We start from the raw sequence: 16,146 nt of genomic DNA, 5'->3' as shown, positions 1-16,146 counted from the left end.
CTTCACGGAGGACGCCATGGGCGAGCCCGTCATCTCCCTGCGCGCGGTGCGCGCCGAGCTGGGTTCCCGCACCGTGCTGCGCGGCATCGACCTCACCGTCCGGCGCGGCGAGGTCGTCGCGCTGCTCGGCGCGAACGGCTCCGGCAAGTCGACCGCGATCCGCAGCGTCATCGGCCAGGTGCCGGTGTCCTCCGGTGAGATCGAACTCTTCGGCACCCCGCGCCGCCGTTTCCGCGACTGGGCGCGCGTGGGCTACGTACCGCAGCGCACCACCGCCGCGGGCGGCGTGCCCGCCACCGTCACCGAGGTCGTCTCCGCCGGCCGCCTCTCCCGCGCCCGTCTCGGCGTGCTGCGCAGGGCCGACCACGCGGCCGTACGCCGTGCCCTGGAGCTCGTCGGCATGGCCGACCGGGCCAAGGACCCGGTGGACGCCCTGTCCGGCGGCCAGCACCAGCGGGTGCTGATCGCCCGCGCGCTGGCTTCCGAGCCCGAGCTGCTGATCATGGACGAGCCCATGGCGGGCGTCGACCTGGCCAGCCAGGAGGTGCTCGCCGAGACCCTGCGCACCCAGGTCGCCGCGGGCGCCACCGTGCTGCTCGTGCTGCACGAGCTGGGCCCGCTGGAGCCCCTCATCGACCGGGCGGTCGTCCTGCGCGACGGCTGTGTGCTGCACGACGGGCCGCCGCCCGAGGCGGTCGGCCAGCACGCGCTGCCCGGCCACGACCACGTCCACCCGCACGCGGCTCACGACGCCGAACCGATCCGGACGGGACTGCTGAGCTGATGGAATTCCTGAACTACGCCTTCATGCAGCGGGCCCTGCTCGCCGCCGTCCTCGTCGGCATCACCGCCCCGGCGATCGGCATCTACCTCGTCCAGCGCCGCCAGGCCCTGATGGGCGACGGCATCGGCCATGTCGCCATGACCGGCGTCGGCCTCGGCTTCATGCTCTCCTGGTCCCCGGTGTGGATGGCCACGCTGGTCTCCGTCGCGGGCGCGGTCCTGATGGAGCTGATCCGCTGGTACGGCAGGACCCGCGGCGACATCGCCCTCGCCATGCTCTTCTACGGCGGTATGGCCGGCGGCGTGATGCTGATCAACCTCGCGCCCGGCGGCGCCAACGCCAACCTGATGTCGTTCCTGTTCGGCTCCCTGTCCACGGTGTCCGAGGCGGACGTACGGGCCATCTGCGTCCTGGCCGGGTTCGTGATCCTCACCACCCTGCTGCTGCGCCGCCAGTTGTTCGCCGTCAGCCAGGACGAGGAGTTCGCCCGGGTCACCGGGCTGCCGGTGCGCGCGCTGAACCTGCTCACCGCCGTCACCGCGGCGGTTACCGTCACCGTCGCCATGCGCGTGGTGGGCCTGCTGCTGGTCTCCGCTCTGATGGTGGTCCCGGTGGCCGCCGCGCAGCAGATCAGCCGCAGCTTCGCGGCCACCTTCGCCCTCGCCGTGGCCATCGGTGTCGGGGTGACCCTGGGCGGCACGATCACCTCGTACTACCAGGAGGTACCGCCCGGCGCGACGATCGTGCTGCTGGCCATCGCCGTGTTCATCGCCCTGACCGCGCTGGCCGCCCCGCTGGCCAGGCGCAGGGCACGGGCGGCGGCCGCGGCTCATCCGGCCGGGGACCCCGCAGAGTGCGCGATTCCGGCCGGACGCGGCCCCGAGAGGGAAGTCGGCGTCTGACGGCCTTCCAGCCCGGGCTGGCACAATGGCCCGGCAGGCGAGACGTGAGGAGGCAACCGGTGACGACCGCTGGACCGCCCGTGAAGGGCCGTTCCACCCGGCAGCGTGCCGCGGTGGCGGCCGCCCTCGACGAGGTCGACGAGTTCCGCAGCGCGCAGGAACTGCACGACATGCTCAAGCACAAGGGCGACTCCGTCGGCCTCACGACCGTCTACCGCACCCTGCAGTCCCTCGCCGAGGCCGGAGAGGTCGACGTCCTGCGCACCTCCGACGGCGAGTCCGTCTACCGCCGCTGCTCGACCGGCGAACACCACCATCACCTGGTGTGCCGCTCCTGCGGCAAGGCCGTGGAGGTCGAGGGCCCGGCGGTGGAGTCCTGGGCGGAGGCCATCGCGGCGGAGCACGGCTTCGTGAACGTGGCGCACACCGTGGAGATCTTCGGCACCTGCGCCGACTGCGCGGCCAAGGACTGACCCGCGCCGGACACGACCGGGGGGCGCCCGCACCGGGCGCCCCCCGAGGCGTCTTCCGGCGGGCGCCCCGGGCGCCTCAGGAGAGCCTGCCCTCCATGGCACGCAGTTCCTCGTTCGGGATCGCCCCGCCGAACCGCCGGTCGCGGGAGGCGTATTCCAGACAGGCCCGCCACAGATCACGCCGGTCGAAGTCCGGCCACAGCACGTCCTGGAAGACCATCTCGGCGTAGGCGCTCTGCCACAGCAGGTAGTTGGACGTGCGCTGCTCGCCGCTCGGCCGCAGGAAGAGATCCACGTCCGGCATGTCCGGGTAGTACAGGTACTTGGCGAGGGTCTTCTCGTTGACCTTCGACGGATCGAGGCGGCCCGCCTTCACGTCCTCCGCGAGGGCCTGCGCCGCGTCGGCGATCTCCGCACGGCCGCCGTAGTTCATGCAGAAGTACAGCGTGAGCCTGTCGTTGTCCTTGGTCTGCTCCTGGGCGATCTGGAGCTCCTTGGCGACCGACTTCCACAGCTTGGGCATCCGGCCCACCCAGCGCACCCGGATGCCCAGCTCGTCGAGCTGGTCGCGGGTCTTGCGGATGAAGTCGCGGTTGAAGTTCATCAGGAAGCGCACCTCGTCGGGCGAGCGCTTCCAGTTCTCCGTGGAGAAGGCGTACAGGGAGATCGCGCCGACGCCCATCTCGATGGCGCCCTGGAGCACGTCGAGCACCCGCTCGGCGCCGACCTTGTGGCCCTCGGTGCGCGGCAGCCCGCGCTCCTTGGCCCAGCGGCCGTTCCCGTCCATCACGATCGCCACGTGGTTCGGGATCAGCTCGCCCGGCAGCTTCGGCGGGCGCGCACCGGACGGGTGCGGCTCCGGCGTCCTGTACTCGCGCCTCTGGCGCCCCAGGAACCCGCGTACGACCATGTTGCCTCTCGTCTCTCTCTTACTTTTCCACGTACCGAAGGGAACGCAGCCCGCGCTCCATGTGCCAGTGCAGATAGGCGGAGACCAGCCCGCTCCCCTCCCGGACGTACCGCGGTTCGCAGGCGTCCGCGGTCTCCCAGTCTCCCGTGAGCAGAGCGCCGAGCAGCACCAGCGTCTGCGGCGACGGCACGACGCTACCGGGCACCCGGCAGTCGACGCACACGGAGCCGCCCGAGGCCACCGAGAAGAAACGGTTGGGACCCGGCATCCCGCACTTCGCGCAGTCGCCGAAGCTCGGGGCGTAGCCGTTGACGGCGAGGGAGCGCAGCAGGAAGGCGTCGAGGACGAGGTGCGGGGCGTGCTCGCCCCGGGCGAGCGTGCGCAGCGCCCCGACCAGCAGCAGATACTGCTGCACGGCCGGCTCGCCCTCGTGGTCGGTGAACCGTTCGGCGGTCTCCAGCATGGCGGTGCCCGCGGTGTAGCGGGCGTAGTCGGTGACGATCCCGCCGCCGTACGGCGTGATGGTCTCGCTCTGGGTGCACAGCGGCAGCCCGCGGCCGACGAGCTCGCTGCCGCGGGCGAAGAACTGCACGTCCACGTGCGAGAAGGGTTCGAGACGGGCCCCGAACTTGGACTTGGTCCGCCGCACGCCCCGGGCGACGGCCCGCACCCGCCCGTGGCCGCGGGTGAGCAGCGTGATGATCCGGTCCGCCTCACCCAGCTTCTGGGTGCGCAGCACGATGCCGTCGTCGCGGAACAGACTCATGCGCTCATTCTCCCGTACGCGGACGGCCGCCGGGGCCCGGTGGGCGAAAGCCCGGTTCGGCACAGGCGGCAAGCCCGGGGCCGGCACGCGCGGCCGGGACGAAGCCCAGGTCGGCACGCGCGGCCGGCGGGCCCAGGCTCGGCACGGGCGGCCGACGGGCCCAGGCTCGGCACGGGCGGCCGACGGGCCCAGGCTCGGCACGGGCGGCCGGCGGGCCGAGGCTCGGCACGGGCAGCCGGGGCGAAGCCCGGGCCGGCGCGGGCGGCCGGCGGGCCCAGGTGGTGACGGTGAGTGCCCGCACCCGGGGAAGCCGCGTCACCGGTCCTGGGGGCGACCCCGAGGCCACTGCTGGGGTAAACCCCCCTGGAAAGTGGGTTGTTGCCCGGATGTGACGGGTGAGCGTGATCCACGAGGCTGGGGGCATGAAGAAGTCGACGCGCATCACCGGCATCGTCAGTCTGTCGGCGACCGCCTCCGCGGCGGTACTCGTCCTCGGACTCACCGTCCCCGCGACGGCGACGCCCTCGAAGGCCGCCGAGCCCCTGAAGTGGACGAGGTGCGAGGGCAAGGGCCTCGATCCCCGTCAGCAGTGCGCCACCGTGAAGGTCCCCATGGACTACGCCGACCCCCACGGCAGGCAGATCGACATCGCCGTCTCGCGGCTGTCCAGCGAGAACCCGGCCGCCCGGCGCGGGGCGCTGCTGCTGATCCCCGGCGGCCCCGGCGGGACGAGTATCGACCAGCCGTCGGAGAAGGCCGGGCTGCTGCCGAAGGAGGTCCGGGACGCCTACGACCTGATCGGGTTCGCCCCGCGCGGCATGGCACCCTCCAGCTCGGTCACCTGTGACCTGGAGCCCGCCGACCTCGCGGCGACCAAGCTGCGGCCCTGGCCGACGCCCGACGGCTCGGTGGACGAGAACATGACCGCCGCCCGCCGGATGTCCGAGGCCTGCGCCCGCAACGCCGACGACCTCATCCGGCACATCAGCACCCGTAACGAGGCCCGGGACCTGGACCGCGTGCGGGCCGCCCTCGGGGAGCACAGGATCTCGGCGTGGGGTATGTCGTACGGGACGTATGTCGGCGCGGTATACGGCGAGTTGTTCCCGCACCGCACCGACCGGTTCGTGCTCGACAGCAACGGCGACCCCGATCCCGCGCGGGTCGGCCGCGCCTGGCTCGCCGGGTTCGAGCGGGGCGTGGAGGACACCTTCCCGCGGTTCGCCGCGTACGCCTCGGCGCCGGGCACGCCGCACCGGGTGGCCGAGACCCCGGCCGAGGTGCGGCGCGTGTTCCTGGAGCTGGCCGCGCGGCTCGACCGGGAGCCGCTGCCGTGGCCCGGCGCCAACCCGCCCGTGCTGGACGGCAACGAACTGCGTCAGGCGATGCTCTCCAGCCTCTACGACCCCGACGACTACCCGGTCCTGGCCCAGCTGATCGACGCCGCCCGCGCGGGCGAGCTGCCGCCCGCTCCGGCCGTCCCGCCCGAGGATTTGATGCAGAACGGGACGGCGGTCGCGCTGGGGACGATCTGCAACGACGTGGCCTTCCCGCGCGAGGCCGCCGTGTACCAGAAGGACGTCACCGTCAGCCGGGCGAACTTCCCGCTCACCGCCGGCATGCCGCGCAACGCGATGGCGTGCGCCGCCTGGCCGTTCGCCCCGCAGGAGCCGCCGGTGCGGATCACCGGCCGGGGCCGCTCGTCCTTCCTGCTCGTGCAGAACGAGCGGGACGTCGCCACCCCGCTCAGCGGCGCCCGCAAGCTGCGCGAGGCACTCGGCCGGCGTGCCGTGATGGTCACGGTGAACTCCACCGGCCACGACGTCTACCTGGCCAACGGCAACGCCTGCGGCGACGCCGCGGTCTCCCGCTTCCTGGCGACCGGCGAGCGCCCGGACGGGGACCTGTACTGCCGCTGACGGGCACGGGGCAACTGCGGCGGGAGTCCCGGACGTCGCTGAAGGGTGGGAGATCATCCCGCATCGTGTGGGGCCCTCCGCCGAGGCGGTGGGCCCCCGCCGAGTTCAAGGATGTCGTCAATTACGCGGCCGCGGGCCGGGCTGCCTCCCACCGGGCGGGTGGCCGACAGGACGGGCGCCGGCGGCTACGGCACGAACGACGACGTGCGCATCGCCTGGACCGACCGCGGCGGCCCCCTGATCCTCGCCGTCCAGTCGACCCGGCCCGCCCGAGACGCACCTCGCGTCGACGCCCTGGGCGGCGAAACGGCGTCGCCCCTGGCCGAGACCGTTGTCCGGCCCTCTTGACGGCGCGCGGGACCGGCGCCGTACAGGGGTGGGCGTCGGTCCCGCGAAGCGGGCAGAAGCGCCCGTAACATGACGGACCGGAAGGAAACCGGACGCTTCACCCTCCCGCCGCACGCCCTGCTTCACCTCCCCCTGGAGGAGCCGACGTGGCCCCTGGTGTTCCGGCGCCGCGCCGCCGGTCGCTGCTGCAGTTCGCCGGTGCGCTCGGCGCGCTCGCGGCGGTGCCCGGGTGCGGTCCCGAGTCGACGATCGCCGTCGGCGGGGACGGGACGACGCTGACGGCGGTGATCGGGTACGGCAACGACGGCAGCTGGGACCCGACGCAGACGGCGTCCGCGTTCGCCATGGCGGCGAACAACCATCTCTACGAGGGGCTGGCCGACACCGATCCGGTGTCCCGCGCGCCCTATCCCGCGCTCGCCGTCGCCCTTCCCCCCGATCCCCGGGCCACCCGGTGGCGGTTCGATCTGCGGCCCGGCGCCGTGTTCCACGACGGGCGGCCCGTGACCGCGGACGACGTGGTGTTCGTCTTCGACCGCCTCCTGGACCCGGGCACCCAGACCCTCGTGAAGGGGTTCTTCGCCCCCTGGCTGCGGAGCGTGCGCGCGGTGGGCCCGCGCAGCGTCGAGCTGGTGCTCAAGTTCCCCTTCCCCGAAGGGCTTTCACGGCTCACCCTCGCCAAGGTCATGCCCCGCCACGTGTTCGCGCGGCCCGGTGCCTGGGACGAGGCGATCAAGGGACTCGCGGTCGGATCGGGGCCGTACCGGCAGACGGCCCACCACCCGAGGTCGAACACGGCCTTCGAGGCGTTCGCCGGCTACAACGGCCCGCTGCGGCCGGCGTTCCGCACGATGAACTGGCTGTCGATCGTGGACGCCGCCCCGCGAGTGGCCCGGATCTCCGGCGCGGGCGCGCAGATCGCGGACAACATCCCCTACGCCGACATCGGCCGGCTGCGCGACGACGGGCTGTCGGTGGCGGGCGGGTCCGGGATGAACAACCTGTTCCTTATGTTCAACACCCGGCACGAGCCGTTCGACGACGTACGGGTGCGGCAGGCGCTGCGCTACGCCGTCGACACCGACAAGCTCGTCGAGGTCGCCCTCAAGGGACACGGCACACCGGCGTCCTCGTTCCTGAACGAGGGGCATCCCGCGTACCGGCGGGCCCGCACCGTCTACACCCACGACCCCGACCGGGCCCGCGCCCTGCTCAGGGCGGCCGGGGTGAAGCGGCTCAAGGTCGACATCATGTCGGTGAACGTCAGCTGGGTCGTCGACTGCCTGCCCACGATCAAGGCCTCCTGGGACGCGATCGGGGTGCGCACGACGCTGTCGCCGCAGGAGACGACGGCCGTGTTCACCAAGCTGGACCAGCGGCGCGACTACCAGGTGGTCGCCGCGGCCTCCAACCCCAACCAGTTCGGCCTCGACGCCGACCTGATCATGCACTACAACCACGGCCCGCAGAACCTGTGGATGGGCTACGCCCGCTGGGCCGACGACCCGGTCGCGCGGGGTCTGTTCGCCGACATGGACCGGGCGACCCGCGAACCCGACCCGGAGCGCAAGAAGGCGATGATCCAGGACTGCATCGACGTCGTCGCCGAGCAGGGGGTGCTGTATCCGGTCGTCCACAACGAGTTGATGACCGCGTGGGACCCCCGGCGGCTGACCGGCCTGCGGGCCCAGCCGTACCCGGGGGTCAACCTCCTCCAGGCGAAGTGGGTCTGACCGCATGACGGCCGTCGTACGGATCCTGGCCCGCCGGCTCGCGCTGCTGGTGCCGCTGCTGCTGGGGATCGTGCTGTTCGTGTTCCTGGTGATGCGGTTCTCGGACGTGGACCCGGCGTCCGCGTTCTTCCAGGGCGCGAATCCGACATCCGAGCAGTTGCACGCCTTCCGCGAGGAGCACGGCCTGCTCGATCCGCTGCCGGTGCGCTACGCCCACTTCGTCGACGACCTCCTCCACGGCGACCTCGGCACCAGCGCGCTGACCGGGGCACCGGTGCTGGAGCTGGTCACGACCGCGCTGCCGCTCACCCTCCAGCTGACCTTCCTGGGCCTGGGCATCGCGATGGTGCTGGCGCTGCTCGGCGGAGTGGCCGCGGCCATCCACCGGGACCGGGTGCCGGACCAGCTGGTGCGGGCGGTGTCGCTGATCGGCGTGGCCGCGCCCGGCTTCTGGCTGGCGCTGCTGATGATCCAGTACCTGGCGGTTGAGCTGGGCTGGTTCCCCACCGGCGGTTACATCAACCCGGCCGACTCGGTCACCGGCTGGCTGAGCACGATGGCGCTGCCCGCGCTCGCCCTGTCCCTCCCTGTCGCCGCGCAGCTGACCCGCGTGGTGCGCACCTCGGTGGTGGAGGAGCTGGACAAGGACTACGTCCGTACGGCGATCGGCAGCGGGCTGCCGCCCCGCGTCGTGGTCGGCCGCAACGTGCTGCGCAACGCCCTGGTGAACCCGCTGACCGTGCTCGGCCTGCGGGTCGGCTATCTGCTGGGCGGCGCGGTCGTCATCGAGACGATCTTCGCGCTGCCGGGCATGGGCAAGCTGATGATCGACGCCGTGAAGAACGGCGACCCGGCCGTCGTGCAGGGCGTCGTGCTGACCACCGCGGCCGGGTTCGTGGTGGTGAACCTGGTCATCGACATCCTCTACCTGCTGGTCAATCCGCGACTGAGGGACGCCGGCCCGTGATCACGCGCAAGAGCCTCACCGAGGCGCTCATCCGGCCGGGCGGTGTCCGGCTGCGAGGCTTCAGGCGGCTGTCCGTGCCGTCGAGGGCCGCCGTCTGCCTGCTCGGCGTCGTCGCGCTGAGCGCGGTGTTCGCGCCGCTGCTCGCGCCGTACGACCCGCTCGACCAGCAGCCGCTCACCGACGGCAGCGGACATCCCTCGGCCGCGCACTGGATGGGCCAGGACAGCCTCGGCCGGGACATCCTGAGCCGGCTGATGTACGGGGCGCGCTGGTCGCTCGCCATCGGGCTGGGCGCGACGCTGCTGGCCCTGGTCGTGGGCGCGCTGCTCGGCGCTGTCGCGGCGACCTCCCGCAAGGGCGTGGACGAGACGCTGATGCGCTGCCTCGACGTGGTGATGGCGTTCCCGGGGATCGCGCTGGCGGCGGTCCTGGTCGCGGTGTTCGGCGGCGGCATCACCGTGCTGATCTGCGCGATCGCGTTTCTCTTCACACCGCCGGTGGCGCGGGTCGTGCGGGCGAACGTCCTCGACCAGTACGGCGAGGACTATGTGACGGCCGAGCGGGTGATCGGCGCCCGCACCCCGCACATCGTCGTCCGGCACGTGGCCGTCAACTGCCTGGCTCCCGTCCTGGTGTTCTGCACGGTGCAGGTCGCCGAGGCGATCGTGTTCGAGGCGTCCCTGTCCTTCATCGGCGCGGGGGTACGGCCCCCGGACCCGTCCTGGGGCAGCGTCATCGCCGACGGCAAGAACATGGTCCTGACCGGCGGCTGGTGGGCCACGGTCTTCCCGGGCCTGCTGATGCTCACGACCGTGCTCGCGCTGAACGTCCTGTCCGAGAGCGTGTCGGACGCGTGGGCGGCTCCGGCGGCGGACCGGGGGGTGAACGCCGAGACCGAGGGGAACTCCGGGAACACCGAGCCGCCACCGACGACGCCGGCCGGCCCCGGCCCCGGCCCCCTCTCCCCCCTCTCGCCTCCCTTGCCCCCGCCCCCGCCCCCGCCCCCGCCCCCGCCCCCGCTCCCGCAGAGCGACCGCACAGACCACCACCTCACTGACCACGACCTCACAGCCCACCACCTCACTGACCACACCGGCCTCCTCCCCCTCCCCGCCCTCAAAGCCGCCGCGCAACGGCTCCGGGCCCGCGCCCGCCCGCTCCCCACCGGCGACCCCGTCCTGGCCGTGCGGGACCTCGCCGTCCGCTTCGAGGGGCGGCACCGCGGCGTGGACGTCGTCGCGGGCGTCGGCTTCGAGGTGCGCCCCGGTGAGGTGCTGGGCCTGGTCGGCGAGTCCGGCTGCGGCAAGTCGCTGACGGCGCTCACCGTGATGGGTCTGCCGCCGAAGGGCGCCCAGGTGCGCGGCCGGGTCCTCTTCCAGGGCCGGGACCTGACCGCCGTACCGGCGAAGGCGCGGCGGCGGATGCTGGGCCACGACATGGCGATGGTGTACCAGGACGCGCTGTCCTCGCTGAACCCGGCGATGACCGTGCGGGCGCAGCTGCGGCAGGTGGTCCGGCGGGGCGGCCGCAGAAGCCCGGCCGAGCTGCTGACGCTCGTCGGTCTGGACCCCGGGCGCACGCTGCGCAGCTATCCGCACGAGCTGTCCGGCGGCCAGCGCCAGCGTGTCCTGATCGCGATGGCCCTCTCCCGCGACCCGAAGCTGATCGTCGCCGACGAGCCGACGACGGCGCTGGACGTGACGGTCCAGGCGCAGGTCATGAAGCTGCTGATGCGGCTGCGCGAGGAACTCGGTTTCGCCCTGATCCTCGTCTCGCACGATCTCGCGCTGGTCGCGGAGGTCACCGACCGGATCGTGGTGATGTACGGCGGGCAGATCGTGGAGTCGGGCGTGACGGCCGAGCTGGTCGCGGCACCGGCCCACCCGTACACGCGCGGGCTGCTCGGCAGTGTGCTGTCGCTGGAGTCCTCGGACGAGCGGCTGACCCAGATCAGGGGCGTCGTCCCGGCCCCGGCGGACTTCCCGGCGGGCTGCCGCTTCGCCGACCGGTGCGGGCGGGCCGACGAGCTGTGCCGTGCGACGGTCCCCGTCCCGGTGGGCCCGCCGGCGCACACGGTCGCCTGTCATCACCCCGCGGGGGACCCGACGGCCGTGGAGAGCGAGGCGTTGACCTGATGAGCGCGCTGGCGGAGTTGACGGACGTGCATGTCGTGCACCGGGCGCGCGGCGGCGGCCTGCTGCGCCGGGACCAGGTGTACGCCCTGACCGGCGCGAGTCTGTCGGTCGCGCCGGGCGAGACGGTGGGCGTGGTGGGCGAGTCGGGGTGCGGGAAGTCGACGCTGGCGAAGGTGCTGGTCGGGGTGGAGCGGCCGGTCGCGGGCACGGTGTCCTTCCGGGGGCGCGATCTGTGGGCGATGCCGGCCGCGGAGCGCCGGGCGACCGTCGGGCGGTCGGCCGGGATGGTGTTCCAGGATCCGTCGACCGCGCTGAACCGGCGGCTGCCGGTACGGCGCATCCTGCGCGACCCGCTCGATGTGCACGGGCACGGCGGCGCGGCCGGGCGGGACGCGCGGGTGCGGGAGCTGATGGCGCTGGTGGGCCTGGTGCCCGCGCTGGCGGACGCGCTGCCGGGGAACCTGTCGGGCGGTCAGCGCCAGCGAGTGGCCATCGCGCGGGCGCTGGCGCTGGAGCCGGGCCTGGTGGTGGCGGACGAGCCGACCAGCGCGCTGGACGTCTCGGTGCGCGCGCAGATCCTGAATCTGCTGCTGGATCTGAAGGAACACCTGGGCCTCGCGCTGGTGTTCGTCTCACACGACATCCAGACCGTACGGCGGATGAGCGACCGGGTGATCACGATGTATCTGGGCCGGATCGTCGAGGAGGCCCCGGCGGACCTGGTGGCCGACCGCGCCCGGCACCCCTACACCCGGGCCCTGTTCTCCGCCGCGCCGGGCCTGCTGGCGCCGGTCGAGCCGATCCCGCTGAGCGGCCCGGTGCCGTCGGCGACCCGGCCGCCCAGCGGGTGCCCGTTCCGCACCCGCTGCTGGAAAGCGGACGAGCTGTGCACAACGGTCATGCCGGACTTCTGCCACGCTTCCGGGACAGAACACCGCTTTCGGTGCCACCATCCAGTACAGGAGGACGAGTCGACCCGCGATCTCGTCGCCCAGATCCGCCCCAGGGAGCCCCGATGACCCTGCCCGCCCCGCTGTCCGGTGTCGTACCGCCCGTCTGCACGCCCCTGACCCCGGACGGCGAGGTGGACGTGCCCTCGCTGCGCCGGCTGATCGACCATCTGGTGGCCGGCGGGGTGCACGGCCTGTTCGTGCTCGGATCGACCTCGGAGGCGGCGTTCCTGACGGACCGGCAGCGCCGCCTGGTGGTGGAGACCGCGGTCGACCACGCGGGCGGCCGGATGCCGGTGCTGGCGGGCGCGATCGACATGACGACCGCGCGGGTGGCGGACCATGTCGCCTCGGCCGCCGCGGCGGGCGCGAACGGCGTGGTCGTCACCGCCCCGTTCTACGCCCGCACCCACCCGGCCGAGATCGCCCGCCACTACCGCCTGCTCGCGACCGCCTCCCCGGTCCCGCTCGTGGCGTACGACATCCCGGCCGCCGTGCACTCCAAGCTGCCCGCCGATGTGGTGCTGGAGCTGGCGGCGGAGGGCGTGCTGGCCGGGCTGAAGGACTCCAGCGGCGACCTGGGCGCCTTCCGCGAAGTCCTCACCGGGGCCCGTGGTCTGACCGGCTTCTCCGTGCTGACCGGGTCGGAGGTCGTCATGGACGCGGCCCTGGCGCTGGGCGCCGACGGGGCGGTGCCGGGCCTGGCGAACGTCGACCCGCACGGCTACGTCCGGCTGTACCGGCTGTGCCGGGCGGGCGACTGGGAGCGGGCCCGCTCGGAACAGGAACGGCTGTGCACCCTGTTCCGCATGGTCGGCGTCGGCGACCCCGCCCGGATGGGGCCCAGCTCCTCGGCGCTGGGCGCGTTCAAGGCGGCCCTGCATCTGCGGGGGATCATCGACTGCCCGGCGACGGCCGACCCCCAGATGCCGCTGTCCGAGGGCGAGGTCGAGCGGGTGGGCAAGGCACTGGCCGGGGCCGGGCTGCTGTGAGGGGCTGAGGGGTCCTCAGTACAGCAGCTCGGCCGGGAGCCTGCGGAACTCGATCGTCTCGTACGCGCTCGCCGTCCCCGTCTCGTACAGCACCCCGACCGTGCCCGCGTCGATCCGGACCAGGTCGGAGTAGGCGGCCTTGCGGTCGGACAGGGTGAGCACCTTGGCGAAGGTGCGCCCGCCGTCGGTGGAGCGCCACAGCGCCAGGGCCTGGCGGGTGGTGGGCACCGAGGGTCCGGCGAACAGCAGCGGGGCGCCGGGGTCGCCCAGTTGCAGCACGCTCGCCTGGACCACCGGCACGTCGTTCAGCGTGGGCTGGACGGCGTAGGGCCGCTCCAGGCTCTCGCCGCCGTCGGCGGAGTGGCTGTCCAGCCGGTTGCCGGTGGACAGGCCGTGCTGGTCACGGGCGGAGAAGTAGACCCGGCCGTCGGACAGTTGCGTCGCGCTGGTCTCGTTGGTGTTGGCGTAGCCGTCGTAGGTGTCGTCGACGAAGCCGAGCCGCCAGGTGGCGCCGCCGTCGTCGCTGTAGAGGGAGTGACCGCCGTAGTAGCGGGGCTCCTCACCGGTGTCGCCGGAGCCCGGGGGCGGGGCGGCCGAGTGGTTGGCGGGGACGACCAGACGGCCGGCGTGCGGGCCGCGGGTGAGGGCGACGGCGTGTCCGGGACCGGTGGCGTACCAGCGCCAGCCCGCCGGCTTCACCTGCGCGGTGATCTCCCGCGGCGAGCTGAAGCTGCGGCCGTCGTCCCGGCTGCGCTGCACGAACACCCGGCGGCTCTGCGCGTCAGTGACCTCGCCGCGCATGATCTGCTCCTCGGTCACGGCACCGCTGTTGTACGAGGTGACGAGGACGACGGCGCCGGTCCACGGGTCGACCACGGGCGCCGGGTTGCCCCGGGTGTCGCCCTCCCCCGCGGCCACGACCGCAAGGGGGCCCCAGGTGCAGCCGCCGTCGCGGGAGCGGCGCAGCACCACGTCGATGGTGCCGGTGTCGCCCGCTCCGTCCCGGCGGCCCTCGGCGAAGGCGAGGACCGTGCCGAGGTCGGTGGTGACGGCGGCCGGGACGCGGTAGGCGGCGTAGCCGCCCTGTCCGGCGACATAGGGGACGGACCCCGTGCAGGCGGTCGCGGCGGAGGCGGACACCGGCACCGAGATCGGGCCGAGAAGAACGGAGGCGACGAGGAGGGTACGGCTCAGACGGGTCATCCCTCTCCCTCACGGGTAGCCCAGTGCCCCGACAGGCAACGTTCGCCCCGGGCAAACGCTGCCTGCCGGGGCACTAGATCCCGATGATCGCACGACTCCTGACAGATCGTAGGATTTACCCCTTTATGACGTTCCCGGCGTCACCAGCCCCGACTCGTACGCCACGATGACCAGTTGTGCCCGGTCGCGGGCGCCCAACTTGCCCATGATGCGGCTGACGTGGGTCTTCGCGGTCAGCGGGCTCAGCCCCAGTGCCTCGCCGATCTCGGTGTTGTTCAGGCCGCGGGCGACCAGGGTGAGCACCTCGCGCTCGCGCTCGGACAGGCGCTCGGGGCCGCCCTCGGCGGGGGTGGCGGAGGGGCTGCGCAGGAAGCGGGCGATGAGCCGGGAGGTCGGTCCGGGCGACAGGAGGGCGTCCCCGCCGGCCACCGTGCGGATCGCCTCCAGGAGTTCGGCCGGACGGGTGTCCTTCACCAGGAAGCCGGAGGCGCCCGCGCGCAGCGCCTCGACGATGTGCTCGTCCGTGTCGTAGGTGGTGAGCACCAGGACCCTCACCCCGGCCAGGTCCTCGTCGGCGGCGATCAGCCGGGTGGCCTCGATGCCGTCGAGGTCGGGCATGCGGATGTCCATCACCACCAGGTCGGCGCGCTCGCTGCGGGCCAGTTCCACGGCCTCCCGGCCGTTGCCGGCCTGTCCGACGACCGCCATGTCCTGGGCGGACTCGACGAGCATGGCGAAGGCGGCCCGGACGAGGGTCTGGTCGTCGGCGAGCAGGACGCGGATCGTCACTGGACTCCTCCCAGCGGCAGGACGGCACTGACCTCGAAGCCCTCCTCGGGCAGCGGCCCGGCGTCCACGGTGCCGCCGACGCTGCGGGCCCGCTCGCGCATGCCGACCAGCCCGAAGCCGGGGGTGCCCCCGCCGGCGCCGGCCCCGTCGTCGGTGACGGTGACCCGCAGCGCGCCCTCCCCGGAGCGCACCCCGACCCGGATGCCGAGGTCCTCGCGCCCGCCGTGCCGTACGGCGTTGGTGAGGGCCTCCTGCACGATCCGGTAGGCGGCCGCGCCCACCGCGGGCGGCACGGCGTCGGCATCGACGGCGAGGTCGACCTTGGCCCCGGCGGCCCGCGCGGCCTCCACCAGGCCGTCCAGTCCGCCGAGGCCCGGCAGCGGCTCGCGCCCGTCGGGGATGCCGTGCTCGCGCAGCACCTCCAGGGTGGTGCGCAGTTCGCCGCGGGCGGTGCGGCAGGTCTCGGCGATGTCGTCCAGGGACCTGGCGACGGCCGCGCGGTCCAGGCGGCCGGGGTCGGCGTTCAGCACATGCGCGGCGACGGAGGTCTGCACACCGATCAGGGTGATGGTGTGGGCGAGCAGGTCGTGCAGGTCGCGGGCGATGCGCAGCCGTTCCTCGGCGACCCGGCGGCGGGCCTCCTCCTCACGGGTGCGCTCGGCGCGTTCGGCGCGTTCGACGACGGCGGCGACGTACTGTCGGTAGCCGCGCACGCTGATGCCCGCGAAGACCACGGCGATCAGCCAGCCGGAGACCTTCAGCAGTTCCAGCGCCTTGTGGGTGTTGACGGCCAGCATGATGCTGATCACCACCCCGAGGACCGTCGCGGTGATCAGCAGGGTGTTGCGGGGAGCGCTGGTGACGGCGACGGTGTACAGCGCCACGTACGCGGCCGCGGTCGGCGCCGCGTGGTTGAAGTCGAGGCCGTGGTAGGGCGCGATCAGCGCGACCACGGCGGTCAGCACCAGCAGCGGGTGGCGCCGCCGCCACACCACGGCGACCTGCGCGGCGAGCAGCAGCGTCCAGCCGAGGGCGTCGGGCTGTCGCCCGTCGTGGGTGGTCAGGGCGACGACGACGGCGTGGACGGCGGCCGTCAGCGCGAGGAGGGCGTCGTTGCGCAGGGCGTGCGGGGCCGTGAGCGGGTCACGGTTGATCGCCGCCATGATCCGCTCGCCGACGCGGGGTTTCGAGGCTGCTTCGGGCACGGTCACATCTTCCGTGAGGAAGGCGCCCCTCCGGCAGGCAGGGGCGCCTTCGGGTCATCCGCGGTGCCGC

Annotated in this window: 15 protein-coding genes; 10 read left to right on the top strand and 5 right to left on the bottom strand. The window is 73.2% G+C overall.

Annotation, left to right across the window (positions count from 1 at the left end; all coding sequences use genetic code 11):
* The first annotated feature begins 16 nt into the window (after positions 1–16).
* The 3 genes from ABZZ79_RS02245 to ABZZ79_RS02235 are packed head-to-tail and all read left to right on the top strand — an operon-like array spanning position 17 to position 2,159.
* On the top strand, positions 17–784 hold the full coding sequence (locus ABZZ79_RS02245; protein WP_356685507.1) for a metal ABC transporter ATP-binding protein: 768 nt from the start codon (positions 17–19) through the stop codon (positions 782–784).
* Positions 784–1,686, top strand: coding sequence for a metal ABC transporter permease (locus ABZZ79_RS02240; protein ID WP_356685505.1), 903 nt, complete (start codon positions 784–786; stop codon positions 1,684–1,686). The genes ABZZ79_RS02245 and ABZZ79_RS02240 overlap by 1 nt, the downstream gene beginning before the upstream one ends.
* A 59-nt stretch (positions 1,687–1,745) precedes the next feature.
* Positions 1,746–2,159 (top strand): transcriptional repressor, encoded by a 414-nt coding sequence (locus ABZZ79_RS02235; protein ID WP_356685503.1) that lies wholly within the window; start codon positions 1,746–1,748, stop codon positions 2,157–2,159.
* Between the two features lie 76 nt (positions 2,160–2,235).
* Here the strand turns inward: ABZZ79_RS02235 and ABZZ79_RS02230 are convergent, their stop codons facing one another.
* The gene (locus tag ABZZ79_RS02230) at positions 2,236–3,069 is read right to left on the bottom strand and encodes an isoprenyl transferase (protein WP_356685501.1); all 834 of its coding nucleotides are present in this window, start codon (positions 3,067–3,069) and stop codon (positions 2,236–2,238) included.
* A 19-nt stretch (positions 3,070–3,088) separates the two neighbouring features.
* Entirely contained in the window at positions 3,089–3,835 is a 747-nt protein-coding gene (gene recO / locus ABZZ79_RS02225; RefSeq protein ID WP_356685499.1) for a DNA repair protein RecO, read from the bottom strand.
* Between the two features lie 422 nt (positions 3,836–4,257).
* On the opposite strand from recO, the gene ABZZ79_RS02220 reads away from it, so the two are divergent.
* The 7 genes from ABZZ79_RS02220 to ABZZ79_RS02190 all read left to right on the top strand — a co-directional run bounded on the left by ABZZ79_RS02220 (position 4,258) and on the right by ABZZ79_RS02190 (position 12,879).
* Positions 4,258–5,754, top strand: a complete 1,497-nt coding sequence (locus ABZZ79_RS02220; protein WP_356685497.1) for an alpha/beta hydrolase — start codon at positions 4,258–4,260, stop codon at positions 5,752–5,754.
* A 159-nt stretch (positions 5,755–5,913) separates the two neighbouring features.
* The gene (locus ABZZ79_RS02215; protein ID WP_356685495.1) at positions 5,914–6,102 is read left to right on the top strand and encodes a hypothetical protein; all 189 of its coding nucleotides are present in this window, start codon (positions 5,914–5,916) and stop codon (positions 6,100–6,102) included.
* A gap of 146 nt (positions 6,103–6,248) precedes the next feature.
* On the top strand, positions 6,249–7,835 hold the full coding sequence (locus tag ABZZ79_RS02210) for an ABC transporter substrate-binding protein (RefSeq protein WP_356685493.1): 1,587 nt from the start codon (positions 6,249–6,251) through the stop codon (positions 7,833–7,835).
* A gap of 4 nt (positions 7,836–7,839) precedes the next feature.
* Positions 7,840–8,802 carry an ABC transporter permease gene (locus tag ABZZ79_RS02205; protein ID WP_356685491.1) on the top strand — a complete coding sequence of 321 codons (963 nt, stop codon included), beginning with the start codon at positions 7,840–7,842 and terminating at the stop codon, positions 8,800–8,802.
* On the top strand, positions 8,799–10,937 hold the full coding sequence (locus ABZZ79_RS02200; RefSeq protein ID WP_356685489.1) for a dipeptide/oligopeptide/nickel ABC transporter permease/ATP-binding protein: 2,139 nt from the start codon (positions 8,799–8,801) through the stop codon (positions 10,935–10,937). Before ABZZ79_RS02205 ends, ABZZ79_RS02200 begins: the two co-directional genes overlap by 4 nt.
* Positions 10,937–11,956, top strand: coding sequence for an ABC transporter ATP-binding protein (locus ABZZ79_RS02195; RefSeq protein ID WP_356685487.1), 1,020 nt, complete (start codon positions 10,937–10,939; stop codon positions 11,954–11,956). Before ABZZ79_RS02200 ends, ABZZ79_RS02195 begins: the two co-directional genes overlap by 1 nt.
* A complete protein-coding gene (locus ABZZ79_RS02190; RefSeq protein ID WP_356685485.1) occupies positions 11,953–12,879 on the top strand; it encodes a dihydrodipicolinate synthase family protein in 927 nt (308 codons plus the stop codon). The genes ABZZ79_RS02195 and ABZZ79_RS02190 overlap by 4 nt, the downstream gene beginning before the upstream one ends.
* A gap of 15 nt (positions 12,880–12,894) precedes the next feature.
* On the opposite strand, the gene ABZZ79_RS02185 is transcribed toward ABZZ79_RS02190, so the two are convergent.
* From ABZZ79_RS02185 to ABZZ79_RS02175, 3 genes are all read right to left on the bottom strand, one after another.
* Positions 12,895–14,082, bottom strand: coding sequence for a sialidase family protein (locus ABZZ79_RS02185; protein WP_356685483.1), 1,188 nt, complete (start codon positions 14,080–14,082; stop codon positions 12,895–12,897).
* Positions 14,083–14,205: 123 nt separating this feature from the next.
* The gene (locus ABZZ79_RS02180; RefSeq protein WP_356685481.1) at positions 14,206–14,871 is read right to left on the bottom strand and encodes a response regulator transcription factor; all 666 of its coding nucleotides are present in this window, start codon (positions 14,869–14,871) and stop codon (positions 14,206–14,208) included.
* Positions 14,868–16,034 carry a histidine kinase gene (locus ABZZ79_RS02175; RefSeq protein WP_356685855.1) on the bottom strand — a complete coding sequence of 389 codons (1,167 nt, stop codon included), beginning with the start codon at positions 16,032–16,034 and terminating at the stop codon, positions 14,868–14,870. Before ABZZ79_RS02175 ends, ABZZ79_RS02180 begins: the two co-directional genes overlap by 4 nt.
* Between the last annotated feature and the right edge of the window lie 112 nt (positions 16,035–16,146).

The organism is Streptomyces sp. NPDC006458, from assembly GCF_040612135.1.
Classification (GTDB): domain Bacteria; phylum Actinomycetota; class Actinomycetes; order Streptomycetales; family Streptomycetaceae; genus Streptomyces.
The sequence above is the reverse complement of the archived record's forward strand: the minus strand, read 5'-3'. Positions and strand labels throughout refer to the sequence as shown.